Below are 22043 nucleotides of genomic sequence, written 5' to 3'. Positions count from 1 at the left end.
TGTTAGATGAGATCCCCGGGTTTCGCTGCGCTGCACCCAGGCTACATTATTGAGTATAAGTTATGTTAACCAAACGCATTATTCCATGTCTTGATGTACGCGATAATCAAGTAGTCAAAGGCATTAAATTTCGTAATCATCGTGTTGTTGGCGACATTCTCGAACTTGCTGCTGATTATTCTGCAGCGGGTGCAGATGAGTTAGTATTTTATGATATTACTGCAAGTTCTGAACAACGCTCAGTTTGTCCAGACTGGGTCCATCAAGTTGCAGAAACAATTAATATTCCTTTTACTGTAGCAGGTGGAATTCGCTCACTTAATCAGGCAAAATCGGTACTAAACTCTGGAGCCGATAAAATATCCATTAATAGCCCGGCATTAGAAAACCCTGACTTGATTAATGAACTAAGTCGGAGTTTTGGGAGCCAATGTGTTGTAATAGGAATTGATAGTCAATGGATAGATAATGATTATTATGTCTATCAATACACCGGAGATGAAAAAAAAATCCTTAACTCCAGACGCAAAACAAGAGAATGGATCAGAGAAGTACAAGACAGAGGTGCAGGAGAAATTGTACTAAACTGTATGCAATCAGACGGTGTACGCAGAGGATATGACTTATATCAATTAAAACAGGTACGGCCTTTATGTCAGGTACCATTAATTGCATCAGGAGGCGCCGGATCACTGGATGACTTTACTAAAGTATTTCTTAAGTCTCGAGTAGATGGAGCGTTAGCTGCCAGCATTTTTCATGACAAAATTTTGACGATACACGAAATTAAATTAGCGCTTAAAAAACAAAAAATTGAGGTACGATTATGATTCATATGGAAATTAATTCTTTAGATTGGAAAAAAATGAATGGTTTATTACCAGCCATCATCCAAAATGCTGAAAATGGTAATGTTCTTATGTTAGGTTATATGAACCAAGAGGCATTGATTGCCACATTGACTACTGGTCAATTGAATCTCTACAGCCGCAGTCGAAAGCGTTTATGGCGTAAAGGAGAAAGTTCTGGTAACAGCATGTCCGTACAACATATCAGTGTGGATTGCGATAGTGACAGCCTTTTAATTCAGGTTTTGCCTAAAGGGCCTGCTTGCCATTTAGGATACACGAGTTGCTTTCAACCTCAGCATCATACAAATCTTGGTTTTATTCATGAATTGATTGAACTGATTAATGAACGTGCAAACTCAAAAAATGAAAACAGTTATACCGCACAATTATTCGAATCTGGACTCTCTCGATGTGCTCAAAAAGTAGGTGAAGAAGCCATTGAAACAGTAATTGCTGCAGTGAATAATAACCGCGAAGAACTAGTTAATGAATGTGCGGACTTGGTTTTCCATTTGTTTGTTTTATTAAAAGCATGTGAACTGAGTTTTTATGATGTATTGCAATGCTTGCAAGACAGAGATAGAGCAGTTCATACCTAAACGGAGTCGTTAGCTATTGCCTGGTCAGGTACAGCTGAATCTTCTACACATATATATCTGAAAAGCCAGTCCAGCTCTATCCCAACGTCCCGCCCCCACGACTTGTTCGCGGGATTGTCCGTGGGATCCAGGAGATCTGCCCTAAAAACACTGGATCCCGTGGACAAGCCTCGGGGCGTAGGCACAGATGTGCTCAAAAAACAGTGAGCTGCACCCAGGCTACATTGAAATCTATTATACAACAGCCAACAAAATCGCAGTAAGATAATTTCCTTCTGGGAAAGCAGCTAAGGTAGGATGACAGCTTGCTGGACCATACACACCTAAAATACGTGCTTGTTTCCCCACTGCTCCAGCTTGAAGACCAACCAAAGAACAAAACTCTTGAGATGAAAGCGCTGAAGAACAATTACACGTCATTAATAAGGAACCAGATTTCATGTACTTAAATACCTCTCGATGTAAAAACCGATAATAGTTTTTAGCTCGCTCAACATGTTGCTTTGATGGAACTAATTTAGGAGGATCGAGAACAACAAGATCATAACTCCCTGCTTTTGTTAAATATTCACGCGCATCAGCCTCGATAAATTCAATTTGAGTCATACCATTTAATGCTGCATTCTTTTTCGCTTGCGTTATAGCTTGAGCAGAGCTATCCACCGCAGTTACCTTTAAGGCCCCAGCTTTCGCAGCATGTAATGCAAAACCACCACTATAACAATAAAGATCTAATACACTCTTTCCTTTGGATAACTGGGCAATACGTTGGTGATTCTCGCGTTGGTCAAGAAACAAACCTGTTTTCTGTGCCTGGGCAAATTCAACCTCATAAATAACCCCAGCCTCCAGAACCTGAGTACTATAATATTTCCCTTGTGTGCTCATTTGTTTCCAGCCATCTTGGCTCAAGGGCTTACCTTGTGGCATCCATATAATTTGATCTTCAGGAAACAAATTTTGTAATATTTGAATGATAATTTCTCGATTGAGCTCCACCCAATAAGCAGAACTTGCAACAATACACGTTTGATTAAATCGATCAATCGTTAAACCAGAAAGACCATCTGCTTCACTATTAAATAACCGATAAGCAGTAGTTTCCTCATTAGGCAGATTTAAACATTCCCTGACTTGTTTGGCCTGGCTTAATCGATGTGTTATCAGGGCATGCAAATTACGGATATCAAGGGATTCATTCGCAAGAGCTAAGACCCTGACTCTATAAAGAGAATGTTCATTATAAACACCGACACCAATAAGCTCTTCGTCCGCATTATAAATATCAATCAAATGCCCTGTAACTAATTTTCCATGAGTTTTTGCAATAGCCTTAGGGAATATCCATGGATGGCCGCGTAATACAGTATTTTGTTTTGCTGCAAGCAAAATAACTTTTGCATTCATTTTCTATTTCCCAAAGAACAAAAATGGGCTAATCTACACAAAGAACGCTAGACCTGCAATAGTTCATAATTTTATAAACCTAAAAGAGCAGTTTCCACCCCAACTGGTGGAAAAGAACAAAAGTTAGGGACAGTATAACAAATATGAAAAAACCCTTTATCCCCCATTTTGCTATTATATTTAGCAATGCATTCTGGTAATAGATATGGAAAATACACACAAGTTTTCTTATGGTCTCACTCTTGGGGCATTAGGCGTTGTATTTGGGGACATTGGTACCAGTCCATTATATGCTTTAAAAGTAACATTAAATAATATCACTATTACTCAAGCACATATTTTGGGGGTACTGTCACTTATTTTTTGGTGCTTGATTCTTGTTATTTCATTCAAATATCTGATTTTAATTTTGCGGGCGGATAATGATGGTGAGGGAGGGATTCTCGCCCTTTTAGCTCTAATGAAGCATAAAAGTACTAAATATACGCCTTTATTTTACATTATCGCAATTTTTGGAGCCGGCTTACTCTTAGGGGATGGAATGCTGACGCCAGCTATCTCTGTAATTAGTGCTGTAGAGGGCCTTGGCACTCTTTCAAATGAGTTTATTCCCTTTATTCTACCCATAGCTATAGTTATTTTGATTCTTCTTTTTACATTACAAGCAAGAGGAACTGGAAGTATAGGGAATTTATTTGGGCCACTTATACTAGTTTGGTTCATCACGATTGCTACTCTTGGTATCAGACAAATTGTTGATGCTCCTATTGTACTTACTGCGATCAATCCTTATTACGCCTTCGATTTAATTCGCGATACGGGACTGAAAGGATATTTGTTATTGGGCGGCATTTTTCTTGTTGTAACGGGTGGTGAAGCACTTTATGCAGATATAGGCCATTTTGGAAAAAAACCTATTCGTGCTGCTTGGTTTGCAGTTGTTCTTCCTTGCTTGTTATTAAATTATTTTGGTCAAGGAGCTAACTTACTCATAAACCCCAATGCAATCAGCAATCCTTTTTATATGATTGCACCTGAATGGTTTTATATTCCCTTGATTATTCTTGCTACTATTGCCACGATAATCGCCTCACAAGCTGTAATTTCAGCTACGTTTTCTTTGACAAAACAGGCGGTATTACTCAGCTTATGTCCCCGTATACCTATAGTCCAGACATCCAAGGAGTTTTCCGGGCAGATTTACGTACCACAAATTAATTTTATTTTGTTTATTGGAACCTTAACTTTCTGTGTTGCCTTCCAAACTTCAGATAGACTCGCACATGCTTATGGAATCGCTGTGAATGCAGACATGCTTCTAATTGATGCGATGGTTGCCTATGCTGCAATATCAATTTGGAAATGGTCAAAATATAAGGTCATGATTATATTTGGCTTTTTTCTTATCGTAGACTTTGCATTCCTTGGTTCAAATTTACATAAATTTTTGACTGGCGGTTGGGTTCCAGTTATTTTTGCTTTACTCATCGCGACCATTATGTACACCTGGAAATTTGGCTTGGAGTATTTACGCGAAAATTATTATATGAATAAAGACGACATTTCCAAGATTCTCAAGCAATTAGAATATAAAAGTTTAAATCAACTCACTGATCTGACAGCGGTTTTTATCACCGATGTTTATGATAAAAGCGGAGGCAGCTTCCTTCATTTTCTTAAATTAAGCCGTGCTGTTCCTGAGCGAGTACTTATTGTTAATTACGTTGTAGATAACATTCCACATATACATTACAGTCAACGTTATGAAATTACATGCTTGCATGAAAAGGTGTTCAATCTCACCTTGCATTATGGTTTTATGGAAACTATTTCGATACCCCGAGCTTTGGAACGCGCTTCCAACAAAAATCTTTTTCCCTTTAAGTTAAATGTGGAACGCGCTACATATATGGTAGAAATTCCTAACATTACCGCGTCAAAATCAAAAAAATCATTAACCTTTTATTGGCAAGAGAAGTTGTTTGCCTTCCTAATACGCAATTATTCAGCCAATTTAAATATCGAATTTTATAAGCTACCGTACAATAGAACGATGGCAATCGGCACCTATTATATTATGTAATAATCTCAGGAGTTTTTTATGTGGTTTAACAATGCACTGATCTATCAATATGAGCTGGATGAAGCGAGTGATTTAGCAGCATCTCTAGCTGAAAATATTCTAAAACCCTGCCCTCCCCATGCTCGCTTTGTTTATGGCTGGCTTCCGGCTTTTGCAGATGAAATGGTTCAGGAGGTTGCTGGAAGTTCTCTGGTTTGTATGGGTAAAGAAGAGCGTTTACTGCCAAGAGGCGTGATCAACAAAATGCTTGCCGAAAAAGTGCAAATGCTCGAGACCCAACACGGTCGCTCAATTAAGCGAGCAGAAAAGGCGCAAATGGCCGAAGATATTGAGTTTGAATTATTACCTAAATCATTTTGCATCCAAAAAAAGATGCTTGCTATTCTTGATAGTGCCAGCAAAAGAATTATAGTTAATGCCTCCAGTAATAATCAGGCATCACAACTCACCTCTCTTTTGCGCAAGTCTGTAGCAGGCATTTCGATTGAACCACTAACACATACAGAAAATCTGGCTTTACGATTCGCGGAATGGATTCATTCGCCCAATACACTCCCCAATCATTTTCAATTAGCATCTGATTGTCTGCTCTTTTCTCTTGATGATGAAAAAAAACGGGTGCATTGTAAAGGTTATGAGCTACCAGCAGAGGAGGTTTTAACTTTATTATCACAAGGTATGGCAACCGCAGAAATTTCTTTAATCTGGAAAGAAAGAATTCAGCTTACTCTAACTCATGACTTTGCATTCAAAAAACTCAAAAGTCTTGATTATCTTCTTGATGATTTCAACGAAATTAAACAACTTGATGAAGAATATCAACAACGCGATGCGGCACTCACTTTATTATCCGGAGAATTACGTGAGTTAACTCATGATCTTTTAGCGGTACTTGCAGTAAAAGAAAAAGAATCTGAGTTAGTAGAGGTTGTATAAAGGGCCATACATAATAAAACCTGGGTATTATAAGATTTACTCAGGTGCGATAAATGAAACAGTCAAGCTTGATTGTAATTGTTTAGAGAGTGTATTTGAGTTTGAATCTTGGTGGACAGCCATATTTGAACTCAGCTCCAAATACGGCTTTCCAGTCACTTCTTACAGTCAATTAATTAGATACTATGTGCTCCATTTTAGACGTATTGTAAGTCGCCTTATAAACCGCTAAAGCTTCCTCAGCAGCCTTGTTGAAACCTAAAGCCATATTCGCATCATACATAACAACTAGAGCTTGTTTTACGCTCGGTGCTTGCGGGTAGTTTTTCACTACATAACTCGCTCTATTAATTGCTGCTACATACATCTTGCGTTTAAAATAGAAGGTGGCAACATTCAATTCATGTTGGGCAAACATATTGCGTAAATAAATCATACGCTGTAGCGCGTTTGCTTTATATTTACTTTCAGGGAATTTTTGAATCAACACACCGAAATCAGAATAAGCCTGGTTTTGTGTACCAGGATCTCTCCAGGATTCGTCTAAAGGTAAAAATTTTGCAAAAACCCCACGACTTTGTTGGAAATTGGCCATACCCCTCATGTAATAGGCATAATCCACATTCTTAGCTCTTGGGTAAAGATGAATAAATCGCTCTGCAGTAGCGGCGGCTGAAGGATAGTCTTCATTTTTATAATAAGCATAAATTAATTGCATCTGTGAATGCTCAGTATAATCACTGAATGGATACATCGTTTCTATCGCTTCAAGATGTTTTATTGCCGTTGCATATTCTTTTTTACGTAAATCTTTCTGAGCCTCCGTATAAAGTTGCTCAGCAGTCATTCCTTTGTAAGGGTTATTATCATCATCTTCTTTACCCCACCACGTCTTGCATGCAGATAAAGATACAATAAGAACGACTAGGAACAACATTTGAATTCGTTTCATAAACTACACCTATCTAATATATATACCTGTTGTATCCGCGACAACAGCCACAAAAATTTGGAACATTATACCTAGGACTATTCATTTTGCGAACATTCTTCTATTTTTTTTGAAAAATGAAAAAAATAGAAACAACATCAAAAAATATTGCTCGTATTTGCGCAGAATATTAAAAAAATATTTGCAAAACCAAGGCCGTTAAGATAGTATTCACGCCTGGAGAGATGGCAGAGCGGTCGAATGCGGCGGTCTTGAAAACCGTTGAAGGGCAACCTTCCCAGGGTTCGAATCCCTGTCTCTCCGCCAAGCTTCATATCCCACCCATTGGCAACTTTAATTCACTATCAAAGTAATCCGCAGCAAATGAGTCAGTGTTGAAATTATTTAAGTCGTTGATATAGTAGCATTATCTAGGAATTAATGGAGAAACCTCTATGATAAGGAATACACTGAAGCGTTTTGGCAGTGTAACGAAATTACTGCACTGGTTAATCTTTATTTTAATTATTGCTCAATTTTATTTTGTCTGGTCGATTAGCCACGATTCACCACTCGCACCGCGATATATAATGCTGCACAAATCAGTAGGATTGACTATTTTATTACTCGGAATTTTATTTTTTATTTGGCATATTATAAATATCAAACCACTACCACCAATAACTCAACCGAGATGGCAATACATTACTTCCAAAGCAGTCCACCACACTCTTTTTATTCTTATCATACTCATGCCGATCGTCGGCTATTTATTAACTTGTGCGGATGGAAAACCCATTGATTTTTTTGGTTGGTTTACAATCCCTTGCCTTATCTCAAAGAACGATTACCTTGGCGGTATTATGTTTTCAACGCATCAAACGATTGCCTATTTAATCCTCATTTTGGTAGGGATTCATTTCCTTGCAGCTTTGTATCATCATTTTATTTGCAAAGATAATGTATTAAAACGCATGCTTCCTTTTATTTCTAGTGAATAATCTTACTATCTAAGACAGTGAAAATGAGTCATTAAACCAATGATTTTGACCGAGTAAAGAATTGCTCTTTACTCGGTTTATAAAGACATCTACGCGTAATATTGGGGAGCTGAAGGCGTATACATTCCAGGATATGGAGGTGGAGTGTCAGAGTAGGTGGGTTGAGTTTGAGTATAGTAAGTTGGAATATATATCCTTTGAGGAAGTCTGCAGTCAAAACTCAACTCCCCTACTTCAACCATATTTATATCCCCTTTACGTAAGTGTCGCAGTTTTTCTAATAGCTCCTGAACCTTTCCATTCTCTTTATTAAAATAACGAGAGAAAAAGGAAGGTATCGGTTTCTCATTCCCTAATAATTTTGCCATTTCCGCACGCAAGGCAACCATTGCACATCTTACAGCTATAGGATCCATACCTTTCTCATCGCGCAAATAAGCTTCTTCTGAGGCAGTTAATCTAAACCGCTCTGGGTCTGATGGGTCCATAGACTCTTTATTAGCTGACTTATTGAGGGAATCATACAGTATATTCATTGCAAAACACCCAATACCTGCACCAATGATAGTAAGGAGTACAGCTCCAGCAATTACTACACCAACAGGATTAACCCCTGCAGCTACAGCAAGAGCAATTAATGGTGCAGCGCCAAAATTAAGTGTTAAAAGTGTCGAACCCGCTCCAAATCCAATAGAAGTAGCGAACATTAATGCGCCCTTCATCCATCCTTCGCCATAGTAAAAACGCTCAACACTGTTTGCAAATTCATTAAGCATGTAATACAAAGCAATAAAAGCTAAAACGACGGCGATCAAAGCTAAAAGGATGAGGAATAAGGCTGCCAACAATTTAGCCAAATCGTCATTTGAAGATGAATCATGGCCATGGTGGTTTGAAGGCCAGCAGCAATCACCACCACCATGATTGTGATGATATGAATGATGATGAGAGTTGATTATAGAGCTCAAAATTAACCAATCAAGAAGCGTTGGATTTTGATAACTATAATAATTATACTGATTAATTACATACTTAGCCTTTGGATTAAACTGAGGCGTAGGCGGATTAAATGCGCTTCGTTGAGAAGACTGCATCCGTTGATACAAAGGTGTTGCGTTAAAAAGTGTATTAAAAGCGGCATATGCTTTTAATTTCTCTGCTGGATCCAGTTGAGCTAGTGGGCTTTGGCTCCATGGCGATTCTATAGAATATTGCACCGCCAGAAACATTTCGTTGTACGCAGCATTCACATCTAAGCCGCGGTCAACACAATTTTGATAATGACTTAATATATGACCATATAATTGCTTTAATTTAAGATCAGTAAACTTCTTGCTTAAATCAGGCATAGCGATACTCCTATATATTGGGTTATATAGGCAAACTCTGCTACCTCAGCGTCTAGTATATTGATTTTTAAAAATATAAATAAAGCAGCCCAAGTTAGCGCATTTGTCTATAAAACCTAGTGCCTCACAATTTGTGCGCGGTTAATTAAACTTTTTACATACAAGTCATAATCCATCATGCCATAGCTTGCTTCTATTTGTTGAATTAAGCTATCTTGCTGCTCCCTGTCTAATGTATTTAATTTCCCATCATGAATTTGCTTCAATCTCACTACGACATAATCACCATTCGGCATAACAAGGCCATCACGGCTTTCTGGTCGTAATAAATTGAATGCCATATCATTAATATCCGTATCTACCTTATCATTGTCACGAGTGGACTTAGCTACTGATTTCCATGATAAATTATTTGAGCGAATCAATTCTTGTTGCTGCTTATCCTCAACTGGACTCAATAAATTCTTTCCAATTTCTTTTGCTTTGGCTTGAGCAATTGTTTTAACCAAAATTTTGTTAATTTGATCACGAACAGCTTCTAAAGGTTGCTCCATTTCATCCCAATGTTGATTCACTCTTACAACTACCAGCGAATCATTATCAATTTGTATTGGCTCACTGTTATTGTTTAAATCAAGAACATCATGACTGAATGCAGCATTTATTACTTGTTTATTTTTTGTAATATTATCTGTACCACCCGATCTTGAAAAAGGTTGAGTTTTTTCAATTTTTAAATTTAAGGCTTCTGCTACTGGTTGGAGAGAGTCTGGAGATTGATAGCTTAAATCAGATAATTGCTCCATGGCTTGGGTATATTTTGTTTGAGCTGCCTCAGCAATCAATTGCTCTTTAATTGATGAAGCTACTTCGGAAAAAGGTTTTGTTGAAACAGGCTTATATGCCATTAATTTAAAAATTTCATATCCATGTTTTGTTCTTTCAGGAGGAGAAATCTGTCCTGGTTTAGTTAAATTAGATAAAATTTGATTATAATTATTTTGTCCTGCAGTAATCCAAGGGAGCACTCCTTTATCTGCTATTGAAAGTTTGTCATCTGACATCACTGAAACAAGATGTTCAAATTGTTCTGGGTTTTTCTGTAATACTTGGTATGCATCGTTTGCTTTTTTCTGAATCTTTTCCAAATCAGATTGACTCGCATTCTCTGGAACAGCAAATAAAATATGTGCTACTTGCCAACTTGCGGGGATTAAATAGCTATTTTGGTTGTCTTCATAATAGCGTTTCACATCATCATCAGAAATTTTTATCTTACTTCTAATGTCACGCATCGATAAAGTAACATAATCTAAACTGACTTTTTCTGGTGCCATGAATTCTTTTTTATGCATTTTATAATAATTAGCAATTTCTTCTGGAGAAACATGAATATCTTTTTCGAAATTCGCTACTGGAATAGTTAAATAATCGTAATCCCTACTTTGCATATACAAGCTCACAAAGCGATCAATTTCATCTGGTAAAGCAAAAGAACTCCCCATAAAAGCAAAACGTTGTTGGTTTAGAAGCATTCCTTGTTTTACTTCATTTTGAAAACTTGATTGAGTGAATAAAGCAGCATTTAGTGCTTGCTGATATTTTTGAGCTGAGAAGTGACCGTCTTCCTGAAATTGAGGGATACTCAAAATTGCTGCATCTGCTTGGTTGGAGCTCACATCAAATCCATTATTAAGAGCAGCTTGCACTAGAACCTCATTAGTAATCATTTGATCTAAGACTTGGTTTTGTAATTTTTTTTCATCAGCAGCAGTCATTTGCTCAATATCTTGCATGGAACGAGCACGTCTGTAATTATTTTCAAATGATTGTATTGTAAGTGGAGTGCCATTGACGACTACCTTGGAGTTTGTCGTTTGATGTGATTGCAGATAATAATCTACACCAAAAAGTGTAAACGTAATACCGATTAAAATAACCACCAACCAAGCTACAACACCCTGTATACGTTCATTTAACTTTTGTAACATGTCCCGAGATCCATATTATTAATAAATAAAGCATTTTTAATTTAGCGAGGGCTGATTATAACCCAGACTGAAAAAAATCAAAACAAAAAACATTCACCTATCCAGCAAAATTTTTCTTTTCTGAATTAGCTAAAAATCAGAGTGAAGTGAGTACGTTACTTCTTTTCATAACTTCATCTAAATCTTTCTCTTAAAGACAAGCAGAAATGAGAAGGAAATAAAATGTTGAAGCAAACATTCATTCCAGATAAAAAAAACGCGCCTTACGGCGCGTTAATCTGGCGGAGTGGACGGGGCTCGAACCCGCGACCCCCGGCGTGACAGGCCGGTATTCTGACCAACTGAACTACCACTCCATTTCTTGGTGGGTGCTGTAGGGATCGAACCTACGACCCTCGCCTTGTAAGGGCGATGCTCTCCCAGCTGAGCTAAGCACCCTGAAAACTTATGCTTCTTGCACCGCTTCTTTCAGGTTTTTACCCGCTTTAAACTTGGCTACTCGTGACGCTTTAATTTGAATAATTTTACCAGTTTGTGGGTTTCTACCTGTTCTTGCTGAACGATTGCCTGTTGAAAAAGAACCGAAACCAGGTATCACTACTTGATCACCACTTCTTAAAGCATCAGTAATAGTACTAGTAAAAGTTTCGAGAACTCTGCTTGCGTCAGCTTTTGTTAAACCCGAACCACTTGCTATAGCATCAACTAATTCGCTCTTATTCATTGCTTCCCCTATACTGTTAATCTTCCATACTTCTAAGTTAATTTAACCAAACTCATCAAATTAACCGGTCGAGTAGTTACTTCCTTGCAATGCCCGCTAGTGGCGGGCTACGAAACGAAATATACCTCTAATTAATGGGTATGTAAATCATTATTTTTAATTTTTTTTGATCTTTTACCCACTAAAGCCTCAGATTGTACATTTGTTGGCTTATCTACCCAAGGACTGCGTTGCAAAGCCAGTTCTAGAACCTGTTCTATGCTCTTAACAGGATGAATTGTTAGCTTACGTAAAACGTTATCTGGAATTTCTTCCAAATCTTTTACATTTTCCTCAGGTATAATGACATGCTTAATTCCACCTCGATGAGCCGCCAATAATTTTTCTTTGAGACCACCTATCGGCAACACCTGCCCTCTTAGCGTTATTTCGCCTGTCATCGCTACATCCGCTTTAACAGGAATCTGGGTCACGACAGAAACCAATACGGTACACATACCTATTCCTGCGCTTGGACCATCTTTTGGTGTAGCACCTTCGGGCACGTGAACGTGAAAATCGTTCTTATCATAAAAATCATCAGGTAAACCAAGTTTTTTAGCACGACTTCGTACAACCGTCATCGCCGCATGAATGGACTCCTGCATGACTTCACCCAATTGACCTGTATGCGTCACTTTACCTTTACCAGGCATCATTGATGCTTCAATCGTTAGCAATTCGCCACCAACGCTTGTCCAAGCCAAACCGGTAACCTGTCCCACTTGGTCAAACTCTTCAGCCAAACCATATCGGAATTTTTTCACACCCAAATATTTTTCAACATTGCTTGTGGTTACAGTCATTTTTTTAACTTTTTTATTCGACAAAATTTCTTTTACGACTTTTCGGCAAATACTAGCAATATCGCGCTCTAAATTACGCACGCCTGCTTCCCGAGTATAGTGACGGATAACATCTCGAATCGCACCCTCACTAATATGTATTTCATCGTTACTCAGACCGTTCAAGACGACTTGTTTAGGAACAAGATATTTCTCAGCAATACTTACCTTTTCATCTTCTGTATACCCTGCAAGTCGAATCACTTCCATTCTATCTAGTAATGGAGCAGGAATTTCCAGAGAATTTGCCGTTGCAATAAACATAACGTCACTCAAATCATAATCCACTTCAAGATAATGATCGTTAAACGTATGGTTCTGCTCAGGATCCAATACCTCGAGTAACGCTGCAGCCGGGTCTCCTCGGAAATCCATAGCCATTTTATCCACCTCATCCAACATAATTAGCGGATTTTTTACACCAGCCTTGCATAGTTTCTGAATAATCTTTCCTGGCATTGACCCGATATATGTTCTTCTATGACCGCGGATTTCCGCTTCATCGCGAACACCACCCAAAGCAATACGGATAAATGTACGGCCTGTAGCATTTGCAATAGATTGTCCTAATGAAGTTTTACCTACTCCTGGAGGTCCAACAAGACAAAGAATAGGTCCTTTTAAGCGTTTTACACGTTGCTGAACAGCCAGATATTCAATAATGCGTTCTTTAACCCGCTCTAGACCATAATGTTCTTTATCCAATAATTTTTCTGCTTTAAGCAAATCAAATTGAATTTTAGTTCTCTTTTTCCAGGGTACTGAAAGCATCCAATCAAGATAATTGCGGATAACGGTCGCTTCAGCAGACATGGGTGACATCATTTTCAACTTATGAAGCTCTGCAAGCGATTTTTCTTTGGCTTCTTTGGGCATACCGGCTTTATTAATCGAGTTTTCCAGTTGCTCAATTTCATTGCCTTCTTCGCCTAACTCGCCCAATTCTTTTTGAATCGCTTTCATTTGTTCATTGAGATAATACTCTCTCTGACTTTTTTCCATTTGCCGCTTAACACGCCCTCTCACACGTTTTTCAACATGTAATAAGTCAATTTCATTCTCGATAGCAGACATTAAACGTTCAAGACGAGTTCCTACATCTTTTGTTTCCAATAACTCTTGCTTATCGTCTACCTTCAGCGTTAAGTGGGCAGCAATGGTATCTGCTAAACGGCCGGGTTCTTCTATACCAGCAAGAGGCGATAAAACCTCAGGTGGAATCTTTTTATTCAGCTTAATGTATTGCTCAAACTGCGACATTAAGGAGCGCATCAAAATGCCAATATCCGGTTCTTGTACCGCAGTATTTTCATCTTCAATTAACTCGAGATCAGCTTCTAGATATCCTTTAGTTTGATTGTATTCTTTTGCTCTAGCACGCTTTTCACCCTCGACTAAAACTTTTACAGTTCCATCAGGTAGTTTCAGTAACTGAAGGACGCTAGATAACGTACCTACTTGGAAAATATCAGCAGCAGTCGGATCATCATTCGATGATTTTTTCTGTGCTACCAAAAAAATTTGTTTACTATCAACCATTGCCGCTTCTAGGGCTTTAATTGATTTTCCTCGTCCAACAAACAAAGGAATAACCATATGAGGGTAGACCACTACGTCTCTTAATGGTAATACAGGTATATTAGACAGATTTTCTGTCTCATTCGAAGTCTCTTTAATTTCAGTGGACATAATGAACCCTTATTTAAACGGAAAACTTATTATTATTCTCGTGACTACTAATTTATAATTTAAAAGGAAGGGAGAGTTATTGCAAGAAATTGAAGCGTTATAATTAAGAAAGTTCCTTAAAGATCTCTCCCGCAATGCAGGAGAGATAAAGAGTAGAAACTCTACTCTTGACCACCTGCTGCACTCTTCATCCCATCCTGTTCATAAATAAGAATGGGTTTAGATGAGCTATTCACGGCATTCTCATCAACCACAACCTTAATTACTCCTTCAAGAGAAGGTAATTCATACATGGTGTCTAAAAGAATATTTTCAAGTATTGCACGTAACCCTCGTGCACCCATTTTTCTTTCTAGAGCTTTTTTGGCAATGGCTGTCAATGCTTCTTCTCTAAATTCAAGTTCCACTTCTTCCATTTTGAATAAAGACTGGAATTGTTTGGTCAAAGCATTTTTAGGATTAGTTAAAATATCAATTAGAGCTGATTCATCCAACTCCTGTAATGTGGCAACTACAGGTAATCGTCCAACAAACTCTGGTATTAATCCGTATTTAATTAGATCGTCAGATTCCAATTGATTCAATACCTTGGATATTTCATCATTGGTTTCTTTTTTATTTTTTAATTGAGCAGAAAAGCCAATACCTGACTTATCACTTCGTTCTCTTATCACTTTTTCTAATCCAGCAAAGGCTCCACCACAAATAAATAAAATATTTGAAGTATCTACTTGCAAAAATTCTTGTTGTGGATGTTTGCGACCACCTTGCGGGGGAACTGATGCGATTGTACCTTCTATCAGTTTTAAAAGTGCTTGTTGAACTCCTTCACCAGAAACATCTCGGGTAATAGAAGGATTATCAGATTTACGTGATATCTTATCAATTTCATCAATGTAAACGATACCATGCTGAGCTTTATCTACATCGTAATCACACTTCTGTAGAAGCTTCTGAATAATATTTTCTACATCTTCACCTACATAACCTGCTTCAGTAAGTGTGGTTGCATCAGCCATAGCAAATGGAACATTGAGGATACGAGCCAACGTCTGAGCTAAAAGTGTTTTGCCGCTTCCAGTTGGACCAATAAGTAAAATATTACTTTTACCAAGCTCAACTCCATCTTCACTTTTATGTTGTAATCGCTTGTAATGATTATATACAGCTACGGACAAGACTTTTTTTGCATGTGATTGTCCAATGACGTACTCATCCAAAAAAGTTGAAATTTCTTTAGGTGATGGTAAGCGTACGTCTGTCTCTTCATGCGATTCATGGGTTTCTTCACGGATAATATCATTACACAGTTCAACACACTCATCACATACAAACACAGAAGGGCCAGCAATCAATTTTTTTACTTCATGTTGGCTCTTGCCGCAAAAAGAACAATACAAAACTTTATCGCCACTTCCGTTACCGGATTTACTCATAACCAAACCCCTTCTTACAACGATTATCGGAAAAATAGATAATATATGTAAAATATTAGTCAATCAGAAAAAGATATGCCACTGTTATTCAGGGCAATTATTTTTTTAAATAAAGCAAAAATACGAAGAAGTAATAATGAATCAATATAAAAGGGACCCCTATCGCATTCCTAGCCTGGGTGCAGTGAAGCGGAACCCGGTAAGCCTGAACCTCAAACCCAGGTTCCGCTTCACTGCACCTAAGCTACGATACATTATAGTTCAGTTCTTTAAATTTAATGAAAAATAATTACTCTGATTTACTTACTGACTCTCGATCATAAAGCACTTTATCAACCAAGCCGTACTCAACAGCTTGTGTGGCGCTCATAAAATTATCACGCTCAGTATCGCGCATAATTTGATCTGGTGTCTTTTTAGTATGCTTTGCCATAATAGTATTTAACCGCTCTCTTACAGCTAATGTCTCGCGAGCATGAATTTCGATGTCAGTTGCTTGACCTCGATACCCTCCTAATGGCTGGTGAATCATCACTCGTGAGTTTGGTAAACAGAATCTCTTACCATCAGCTCCAGCACAAAGTAACAAGGCAGCAGCACTTGCTGCTTGTCCTATACATAAAGTACTTACATCAGGTTTAATAAACTGGATGGTATCGTAAATTGCCAAGCCAGCAGTTACGACCCCTCCTGGTGAATTAATATAGAGAGAAATATCCTTTTCAGGGTTTTCAGACTCAAGAAACAACAATTGAGCAACCACCAAATTAGCCATATGATCTTCAACTTCACCCAAAAGAAAGATAATACGTTCTTTCAATAATCTTGAGTAAATATCATACGAACGCTCACCTCGTGAGGTTTGTTCAATAACCATTGGGACTAATCCACTGGCATTGCGAATTATGTTCTCTGAATAGCCCGACATATAATTACTCTCCTTTTTTCTCTGTCGCTTCAGTTGCTGGTTTAGGATTCATGACTGAATCATAATCTTTATTTTTATATTTAACTTTTGCATCCTCAGCGATTTTATCTGCAACCATTTCTTCCATAACAAGTGCTTCAATTTCAGCCATGTGCTCTTTGCTGTTTTGATACCAAGCACGAAGCTCATCAGGATTTTCATAAGCACTGGCAAACCGTTCAATTAATGCATTCACTTTATCTTTATCAGCGACAATTTGGTGTTTTTTAACATACTCTGAAAAGAGTAAACCAAGATGAACACGTCGTTTTGCTTGATCTTCGAAAAGCTCTCGTGGGAAATCAGGAATCTTTTCATTCTCATGATGTTCATGTCCAAAAAGACGATGATACATATCGTGCTTCAGATGTTCGATTTCTTTGTCAATTAAAGCGATTGGCAATTCAATGGTATTTACTTCCATTAATTTATCAAACAACTTTTCCCTGTTCATCATGCTCACACGACGCTCTAACTCACGAGTCATATTTTCTTTAATGTCTTTTTTCAGCGCGTCGATACCACCTTCCTTGATATTAAACTTCGCAGCAAACTCATCATTAAGTTCAGGAAGCTTTCCTTCCATGACATTATGAATCGTAATTTTGAAAACAGCTTCTTTGCCTGCTAATTCTTTATGACCATAATCTTCAGGAAAAGTTACTTTAATATCAAAAGGCTTCTCTTTTTTATTGCCAATAATTCCATCTTCAAATCCAGGAATCATTGCTCCAGAACCAATAATTAATTCATGCCCTTTAGCGCTGCCACCATCAAAAAGTTTATCATCGAGGTAGCCTTCAAAATCGATAACGACTTTGTCGCCTTTTTTGACAGGTCGAGATACATCATGCCATTCTTTATTTTGTTCACGAAGTTTATCCAACATGCTTTCAACATCTTTATCAGTCACTTCTGAACGAGCTAGTTCAACTGCTGCTTGATTTAATTCAGCAATCTCAAATACAGGCATCACTTCAAATGTTGCGGTATATTTAAAATCCTTACCTTTCTCTATTTGCTCAGGCTCTACAGAGGGATAGCCAGCAGGAATTAATTCATTTTTTTGCAATGCTTCGTATAATGTGGATTGAACCATCTCGCGCGCAACCTCTTCACGAACACTTTGAGAGTAGCGGCTGACGACAACATGCATGGGTACTTTACCGGGACGAAAACCATCAATTTTAACTTTGCGAGCAAGACTCTTGAGACGTAAGCTCACTTCTTCCTCAACTTTCTCTGAAGGTACAGAAACTGTTACCTTACGTTCCAAACCTTTTAAGGTCTCAACAGAAACTTGCATCAATTTCACCTCTTGGAATTATAATATAATGGTGCGAAAGGAGAGACTCGAACTCTCACGGGTCGCCCCGCTGGAACCTAAATCCAGTGCGTCTACCAATTCCGCCACTTTCGCAAATCAGGTTGGATTATCAATCAGTAATTCGGTCTTGTAAAGACTCAGATAAAATCTTTAGCGATAAACCATTTTTTCTCAAATGGGGTGAACGATGGGACTCGAACCCACGACAACCGGGATCACAACCCGGGGCTCTACCAACTGAGCTACGCTCACCATAAAAACTTTTTACCAGAAATTCTTATGAACAAGATCTGGGCTGGCACGCCCGGCAGGATTCGAACCTGCTACCCTCGGCTTAGAAGGCCGATGCTCTATCCAGATGAGCTACGGGCGCATCTTGGTCGGGGTGGAGGGATTCGAACCCCCGACATCCTGCTCCCAAAGCAGGCGCGCTACCAGACTGCGCTACACCCCGTAAAACCCGTCCCAAGGACAGAGCGCAGATAATACTAGGTGCTTTCATCAAGGTCAATATCTTAATTCATTTAATTTTCATTAATTTTACTTTATGTGTGAAGATGCTTATTTAGCTTGAACAAATCGACATTTTTTGAAACATATAGCTGAGTGTACATCCAAATACTTAAGCTCATGCTCCTACTCGTATCTTCATCACTTTTCAGCTAGCATTAGTGATTATAATAAACTCCCAATAAATATTATGAAATTAAAACTGCTTCCTATCTTCGACAATATGAATTACTTACATAAAAATCATGAGCATGTCGTATTGCCCGATCTGCGCTTTCAAAATGATTTTAATTACGCTTTAAGTTTTCTGAAAAGTTATACCGGTAGTCAAGGCACATTTAACAGTTACCGCAGAGAAACTGAGCGTTTATTACAGTGGTCCTGGTTAATTAAAAAAGCAACAATAAACGAATTGAAACGTGATGATATAGAGCAATACATCCATTTTTGTCAAAATCCACCAAAATCCTGGATCGGTTTAAAAAAAGTACCCCGTTTTATTGAAAAAGAAGGAAAGCGCACCCCTAATGAAGAATGGAAGCCTTTTGTAGTTACATTAAGTAAATCTGCAATAAAAAATGGACATAAGCCTGAAATTGAGCAATTCAATTTATCTCAAGGCGCTATTCAAGAGATATTTGCTATTTTAAGCACCTTATTTAATTTTTTAATTGCTGAAGAGTATTTGGTCTCTAATCCGATTGCGCTAATTCGTCAAAAAAGTAAATTTATTCGCAAGAAACAACATAATGCTCCTATACGCAGACTTAGCCTGGTTCAATGGGGCGCGGTATTGGAAGCTGCCGAATCCCTTGCAGCAGAATCCCCTTTGAAGCATGAACGCACCCGGTTCATGCTGAGCATGTTATTTGGTATGTATTTACGTATATCTGAACTGGCAGCAAGCGATCGCTGGATCCCGAGCATGAATGATTTTTCCAAGGACAGTAACGGCCACTGGTGGTTTACCACCGTCGGTAAAGGAAATAAAGAGCGACAGATCGCAGTGAGCGATGCCATGTTAGAGAGTTTAATGCGATGGCGTTGTTTCCTGGGTTTATCTCCTCTTCCCTCTCCGGCGGATAATAGTCCGCTTATTCCCAAGATTCGTGGTAACGGTCCTATAAGTGATACAGCACCAATACGAAGAATCATTCAGCGTTGTTTTGACTTGGCTGGTGAGCAACTGAGAATAAAAGGGCATATTGAGGAAGCCGATAATTTGGCTGCAGCTACTGTCCACTGGCTAAGGCATACTGGAATCTCTGAAGATGTTAAAATTCGCCCTCGTGAACATGTCCGAGATGATGCGGGTCATAGTTCCAGTGCAACAACGGATCGCTACATTGATATTGAGAAACAGGCTCGTTACAAATCAGCCAGGAAAAAAACTATAGAGCCCGAACCAAGCTAGATATTTTTGTGTTAAAATTAATTCATTTGTAGCTAAAGATTTATCATGCTTACTCTTCGTCAAATTACGCTTAGTCGTGGTACTAAAATTTTATTGGATAAAGTTAATGCCACTCTATATGAAAAGCAAAAAATAGGTCTTATCGGTCATAATGGTTGTGGTAAATCAACGTTATTTGATTTTCTATTAGGAAAGTTAATTCCTGATGCAGGTGAATTTTTAATTAATCCTCAACTCACCATCAGTCATTTATCTCAGCAATTACCTGACAGCGATGAAAAAGCATTGGATTTTGTCTTAGGCGGCGATGACGATTATATGAAGTTGCTCCATCGCTTGCACGAAGCAGAAACTATGGGTAATGATGCGGAAGTACTCGCATGTCATGAAGAATTAAGTCATACCGGAGGCTACAGTAAACCAGCTCAAGCAGCTACGATTATGTCCGGACTTGGTTTTAGAGGCGAACAACAACACGCCTCAGTAAATAGTTTTTCGGGAGGCTGGCGCATGCGTTTAAGCCTTGCTCGTTGTTTAATGAAACCGGCTGATTTGCTTTTACTGGATGAGCCTACCAACCATTTGGACATGGAAGCAATTTTTTGGCTGGAACGTTTTTTAAAGCAAAGTCCCAGCACGATTATTCTTATTTCTCATGATCGAGAATTTCTTGATGCTTTTGTGACCCACATTTTACATATCGAGAAACAAAATCTAACTCTTTACAGTGGCAATTACAGTTGTTTTGAAAAAACACATGCACAACAATTGGCATTACAACAAGCCATGTATGAAAAACAACAAACAAAAATCAATCATATGATGTCCTTTGTAAATCGTTTTAGAGCAAAAGCAACTAAGGCAAAGCAAGCGCAAGGACGTCTTAAAGCCATAGAGAGAATGGAAATTATTGCTGCAGCGCAAGTTGATTCACCTTTTTCTTTTGATTTCTTCCCCTGTCCGCGGGCAGGAAATCCATTAATTCAATGCAATATGGTTGATGCAGGCTATCAAACGGAACAACCGATATTAAAAAGAATTAATCTTTCACTCAATCCTGGCGACCGAGTAGCCCTACTCGGGCCCAATGGTGAAGGAAAGTCAACTTTAATTAAAACATTAACCGGGTCTTTGAGTCCTTTAAATGGCACAATTCACCGTTCCGCACATTTAAAAATTGGCTATTATGCGCAACACCAATTAGAACAATTGAACTGTAATTTAAGTCCCGTAGAAACAATTCAAATTTTGTCGCCAGAAGTGCGTGAACAAACGATTCGTGATTTTTTGGGCGGCTTTAATTTTACTGGTGATATGGCAGTACAACCTATAAATCACTTTTCTGGTGGTGAAAAAGCACGCTTGGCTTTAGCAAAACTTGTTTGGCTTAAACCCAATCTACTCCTGCTTGATGAACCAACAAACCATTTGGATCTTGGGATGCGATCTGCCATTGAACTTGCATTACAAAGTTATGAAGGTGCATTAATTCTGATTTCTCATGACCGCCATATGCTCAAAACCAGCGTGGATAATTTCTATCTGGTATACCAACAAAAAGTTCAGGCTTTTGATGGTGACTTGGATGATTATTATTCCTGGTTACAAACTAAAGATGCAATTAAGGAAAATACAATTACTGCACCTGTAAATGATTATAAAGAAAAGAAAACATTACAAAATCGCCTGAAAAAATTGGAACAATTAATTGAACACTATCAAAGTGAAATTTCCAAACTGGATGCCCAACTGGGCGATTCCACTCTTTATGAAGACAATGCGCAACAAAATAAACTCAATCAATTGGTACAAAAGCGCAGCTCCACCCACTCCTCTTTAAATCAGGCCGAAGAAGAATGGCTAGAAATTAGCAGTAGCCTGGAAGATTTAGCGTAATGCTCGAAATAACAAAGTAGAATCGGGAAATTAGTGTAGCAATTCATT

The 22043-nt window shown here is 38.3% G+C and carries 16 protein-coding genes and 7 tRNA genes; 8 read left to right on the top strand and 15 right to left on the bottom strand.

Annotation, left to right across the window (positions count from 1 at the left end):
- Window positions 1-62: 62 nt before the first annotated feature.
- Both hisF and hisIE read left to right on the top strand, forming a co-directional pair.
- Window positions 63-830, top strand: coding sequence for an imidazole glycerol phosphate synthase subunit HisF (hisF, locus tag A8O27_RS11555; RefSeq protein ID WP_058458841.1), 768 nt, complete (start codon window positions 63-65; stop codon window positions 828-830).
- Window positions 827-1450, top strand: coding sequence for a bifunctional phosphoribosyl-AMP cyclohydrolase/phosphoribosyl-ATP diphosphatase HisIE (gene hisIE, locus A8O27_RS11550; RefSeq protein WP_058458842.1), 624 nt, complete (start codon window positions 827-829; stop codon window positions 1448-1450). Before hisF ends, hisIE begins: the two co-directional genes overlap by 4 nt.
- 234 nt (window positions 1451-1684) lie before the next feature.
- On the opposite strand, the gene A8O27_RS11540 is transcribed toward hisIE, so the two are convergent.
- Window positions 1685-2857 carry a class I SAM-dependent rRNA methyltransferase gene (locus tag A8O27_RS11540; protein WP_058458844.1) on the bottom strand — a complete coding sequence of 391 codons (1173 nt, stop codon included), beginning with the start codon at window positions 2855-2857 and terminating at the stop codon, window positions 1685-1687.
- Between the two features lie 205 nt (window positions 2858-3062).
- On the opposite strand from A8O27_RS11540, the gene A8O27_RS11535 reads away from it, so the two are divergent.
- Both A8O27_RS11535 and A8O27_RS11530 read left to right on the top strand, forming a co-directional pair.
- Entirely contained in the window at window positions 3063-4940 is a 1878-nt protein-coding gene (locus A8O27_RS11535; protein ID WP_058458845.1) for a potassium transporter Kup, read from the top strand.
- Window positions 4941-4958: 18 nt separating this feature from the next.
- Window positions 4959-5876, top strand: coding sequence for a recombination-associated protein RdgC (locus A8O27_RS11530; protein ID WP_058458846.1), 918 nt, complete (start codon window positions 4959-4961; stop codon window positions 5874-5876).
- A 172-nt stretch (window positions 5877-6048) separates the two neighbouring features.
- Here A8O27_RS11530 and A8O27_RS11525 read toward each other — a convergent pair whose 3' ends face one another.
- Window positions 6049-6828: an outer membrane protein assembly factor BamD gene (locus A8O27_RS11525; protein WP_058458847.1), complete on the bottom strand. Its 780-nt coding sequence runs from the start codon at window positions 6826-6828 to the stop codon at window positions 6049-6051.
- A gap of 218 nt (window positions 6829-7046) precedes the next feature.
- Here A8O27_RS11525 and A8O27_RS11520 point away from each other — a divergent pair.
- Window positions 7047-7134: transfer RNA gene (locus tag A8O27_RS11520), tRNA-Ser, on the top strand.
- 128 nt (window positions 7135-7262) lie between these two features.
- Window positions 7263-7808, top strand: coding sequence for a cytochrome b (locus tag A8O27_RS11515; RefSeq protein WP_174223906.1), 546 nt, complete (start codon window positions 7263-7265; stop codon window positions 7806-7808).
- An 89-nt stretch (window positions 7809-7897) separates the two neighbouring features.
- Here the strand turns inward: A8O27_RS11515 and A8O27_RS11510 are convergent, their stop codons facing one another.
- From A8O27_RS11510 to A8O27_RS11450, 13 genes are all read right to left on the bottom strand, one after another.
- A complete protein-coding gene (locus A8O27_RS11510; protein ID WP_058458848.1) occupies window positions 7898-9157 on the bottom strand; it encodes a hypothetical protein in 1260 nt (419 codons plus the stop codon).
- Window positions 9158-9273: 116 nt separating this feature from the next.
- Window positions 9274-11148, bottom strand: coding sequence for a SurA N-terminal domain-containing protein (locus tag A8O27_RS11505; protein ID WP_058458849.1), 1875 nt, complete (start codon window positions 11146-11148; stop codon window positions 9274-9276).
- Between the two features lie 279 nt (window positions 11149-11427).
- Window positions 11428-11504, bottom strand: a tRNA-Asp gene (locus A8O27_RS11500).
- A 6-nt stretch (window positions 11505-11510) separates the two neighbouring features.
- A tRNA-Val gene (locus tag A8O27_RS11495) sits at window positions 11511-11586 on the bottom strand.
- A 7-nt stretch (window positions 11587-11593) separates the two neighbouring features.
- Window positions 11594-11872: an HU family DNA-binding protein gene (locus tag A8O27_RS11490; protein ID WP_010653977.1), complete on the bottom strand. Its 279-nt coding sequence runs from the start codon at window positions 11870-11872 to the stop codon at window positions 11594-11596.
- 131 nt (window positions 11873-12003) lie between these two features.
- Window positions 12004-14445, bottom strand: coding sequence for an endopeptidase La (lon, locus tag A8O27_RS11485; protein ID WP_058458850.1), 2442 nt, complete (start codon window positions 14443-14445; stop codon window positions 12004-12006).
- Between the two features lie 161 nt (window positions 14446-14606).
- A complete protein-coding gene (gene clpX / locus A8O27_RS11480; protein ID WP_058458851.1) occupies window positions 14607-15881 on the bottom strand; it encodes an ATP-dependent Clp protease ATP-binding subunit ClpX in 1275 nt (424 codons plus the stop codon).
- Window positions 15882-16170: 289 nt separating this feature from the next.
- Window positions 16171-16809 (bottom strand): ATP-dependent Clp endopeptidase proteolytic subunit ClpP, encoded by a 639-nt coding sequence (clpP, locus tag A8O27_RS11475; protein ID WP_058458852.1) that lies wholly within the window; start codon window positions 16807-16809, stop codon window positions 16171-16173.
- Between the two features lie 4 nt (window positions 16810-16813).
- Window positions 16814-18154 carry a trigger factor gene (tig, locus tag A8O27_RS11470; protein ID WP_058458853.1) on the bottom strand — a complete coding sequence of 447 codons (1341 nt, stop codon included), beginning with the start codon at window positions 18152-18154 and terminating at the stop codon, window positions 16814-16816.
- 29 nt (window positions 18155-18183) lie between these two features.
- Window positions 18184-18268, bottom strand: a tRNA-Leu gene (locus A8O27_RS11465).
- An 83-nt stretch (window positions 18269-18351) separates the two neighbouring features.
- Window positions 18352-18427, bottom strand: a tRNA-His gene (locus A8O27_RS11460).
- A 44-nt stretch (window positions 18428-18471) separates the two neighbouring features.
- Window positions 18472-18548, bottom strand: a tRNA-Arg gene (locus A8O27_RS11455).
- A 4-nt stretch (window positions 18549-18552) separates the two neighbouring features.
- Window positions 18553-18629: transfer RNA gene (locus tag A8O27_RS11450), tRNA-Pro, on the bottom strand.
- A 246-nt stretch (window positions 18630-18875) separates the two neighbouring features.
- Between A8O27_RS11450 and xerL the strand changes: the two genes are divergently transcribed.
- Window positions 18876-20099: a tyrosine recombinase/integrase XerL gene (gene xerL / locus A8O27_RS11445; protein ID WP_058458854.1), complete on the top strand. Its 1224-nt coding sequence runs from the start codon at window positions 18876-18878 to the stop codon at window positions 20097-20099.
- A gap of 45 nt (window positions 20100-20144) precedes the next feature.
- Window positions 20145-21995, top strand: a complete 1851-nt coding sequence (locus tag A8O27_RS11440; protein ID WP_058458855.1) for an ABC-F family ATP-binding cassette domain-containing protein — start codon at window positions 20145-20147, stop codon at window positions 21993-21995.
- Window positions 21996-22043: the final 48 nt, after the last annotated feature.

Source organism: Legionella bozemanae (assembly GCF_001648595.1).
Classification (GTDB): Bacteria; Pseudomonadota; Gammaproteobacteria; order Legionellales; family Legionellaceae; genus Legionella; species Legionella bozemanae.
The sequence above is the reverse complement of the archived record's forward strand: the minus strand, read 5'-3'. Positions and strand labels throughout refer to the sequence as shown.

Coding starts and splice junctions, on each gene's coding strand:
- A8O27_RS11440 (WP_058458855.1), top strand. CDS start 20,145: ATGCTTACTCTTCGTCAAATTACGCTTAGTCGTGGTACTAAAATTTTA.
- A8O27_RS11530 (WP_058458846.1), top strand. CDS start 4,959: ATGTGGTTTAACAATGCACTGATCTATCAATATGAGCTGGATGAAGCG.
- A8O27_RS11510 (WP_058458848.1), bottom strand. CDS start 9,157: ATGCCTGATTTAAGCAAGAAGTTTACTGATCTTAAATTAAAGCAATTA.
- hisF (WP_058458841.1), top strand. CDS start 63: ATGTTAACCAAACGCATTATTCCATGTCTTGATGTACGCGATAATCAA.
- A8O27_RS11505 (WP_058458849.1), bottom strand. CDS start 11,148: ATGTTACAAAAGTTAAATGAACGTATACAGGGTGTTGTAGCTTGGTTG.
- A8O27_RS11515 (WP_174223906.1), top strand. CDS start 7,263: ATGATAAGGAATACACTGAAGCGTTTTGGCAGTGTAACGAAATTACTG.
- clpX (WP_058458851.1), bottom strand. CDS start 15,881: ATGAGTAAATCCGGTAACGGAAGTGGCGATAAAGTTTTGTATTGTTCT.
- clpP (WP_058458852.1), bottom strand. CDS start 16,809: ATGTCGGGCTATTCAGAGAACATAATTCGCAATGCCAGTGGATTAGTC.
- A8O27_RS11535 (WP_058458845.1), top strand. CDS start 3,063: ATGGAAAATACACACAAGTTTTCTTATGGTCTCACTCTTGGGGCATTA.
- A8O27_RS11525 (WP_058458847.1), bottom strand. CDS start 6,828: ATGAAACGAATTCAAATGTTGTTCCTAGTCGTTCTTATTGTATCTTTA.
- tig (WP_058458853.1), bottom strand. CDS start 18,154: ATGCAAGTTTCTGTTGAGACCTTAAAAGGTTTGGAACGTAAGGTAACA.
- A8O27_RS11540 (WP_058458844.1), bottom strand. CDS start 2,857: ATGAATGCAAAAGTTATTTTGCTTGCAGCAAAACAAAATACTGTATTA.
- lon (WP_058458850.1), bottom strand. CDS start 14,445: ATGTCCACTGAAATTAAAGAGACTTCGAATGAGACAGAAAATCTGTCT.
- xerL (WP_058458854.1), top strand. CDS start 18,876: ATGAAATTAAAACTGCTTCCTATCTTCGACAATATGAATTACTTACAT.
- hisIE (WP_058458842.1), top strand. CDS start 827: ATGATTCATATGGAAATTAATTCTTTAGATTGGAAAAAAATGAATGGT.
- A8O27_RS11490 (WP_010653977.1), bottom strand. CDS start 11,872: ATGAATAAGAGCGAATTAGTTGATGCTATAGCAAGTGGTTCGGGTTTA.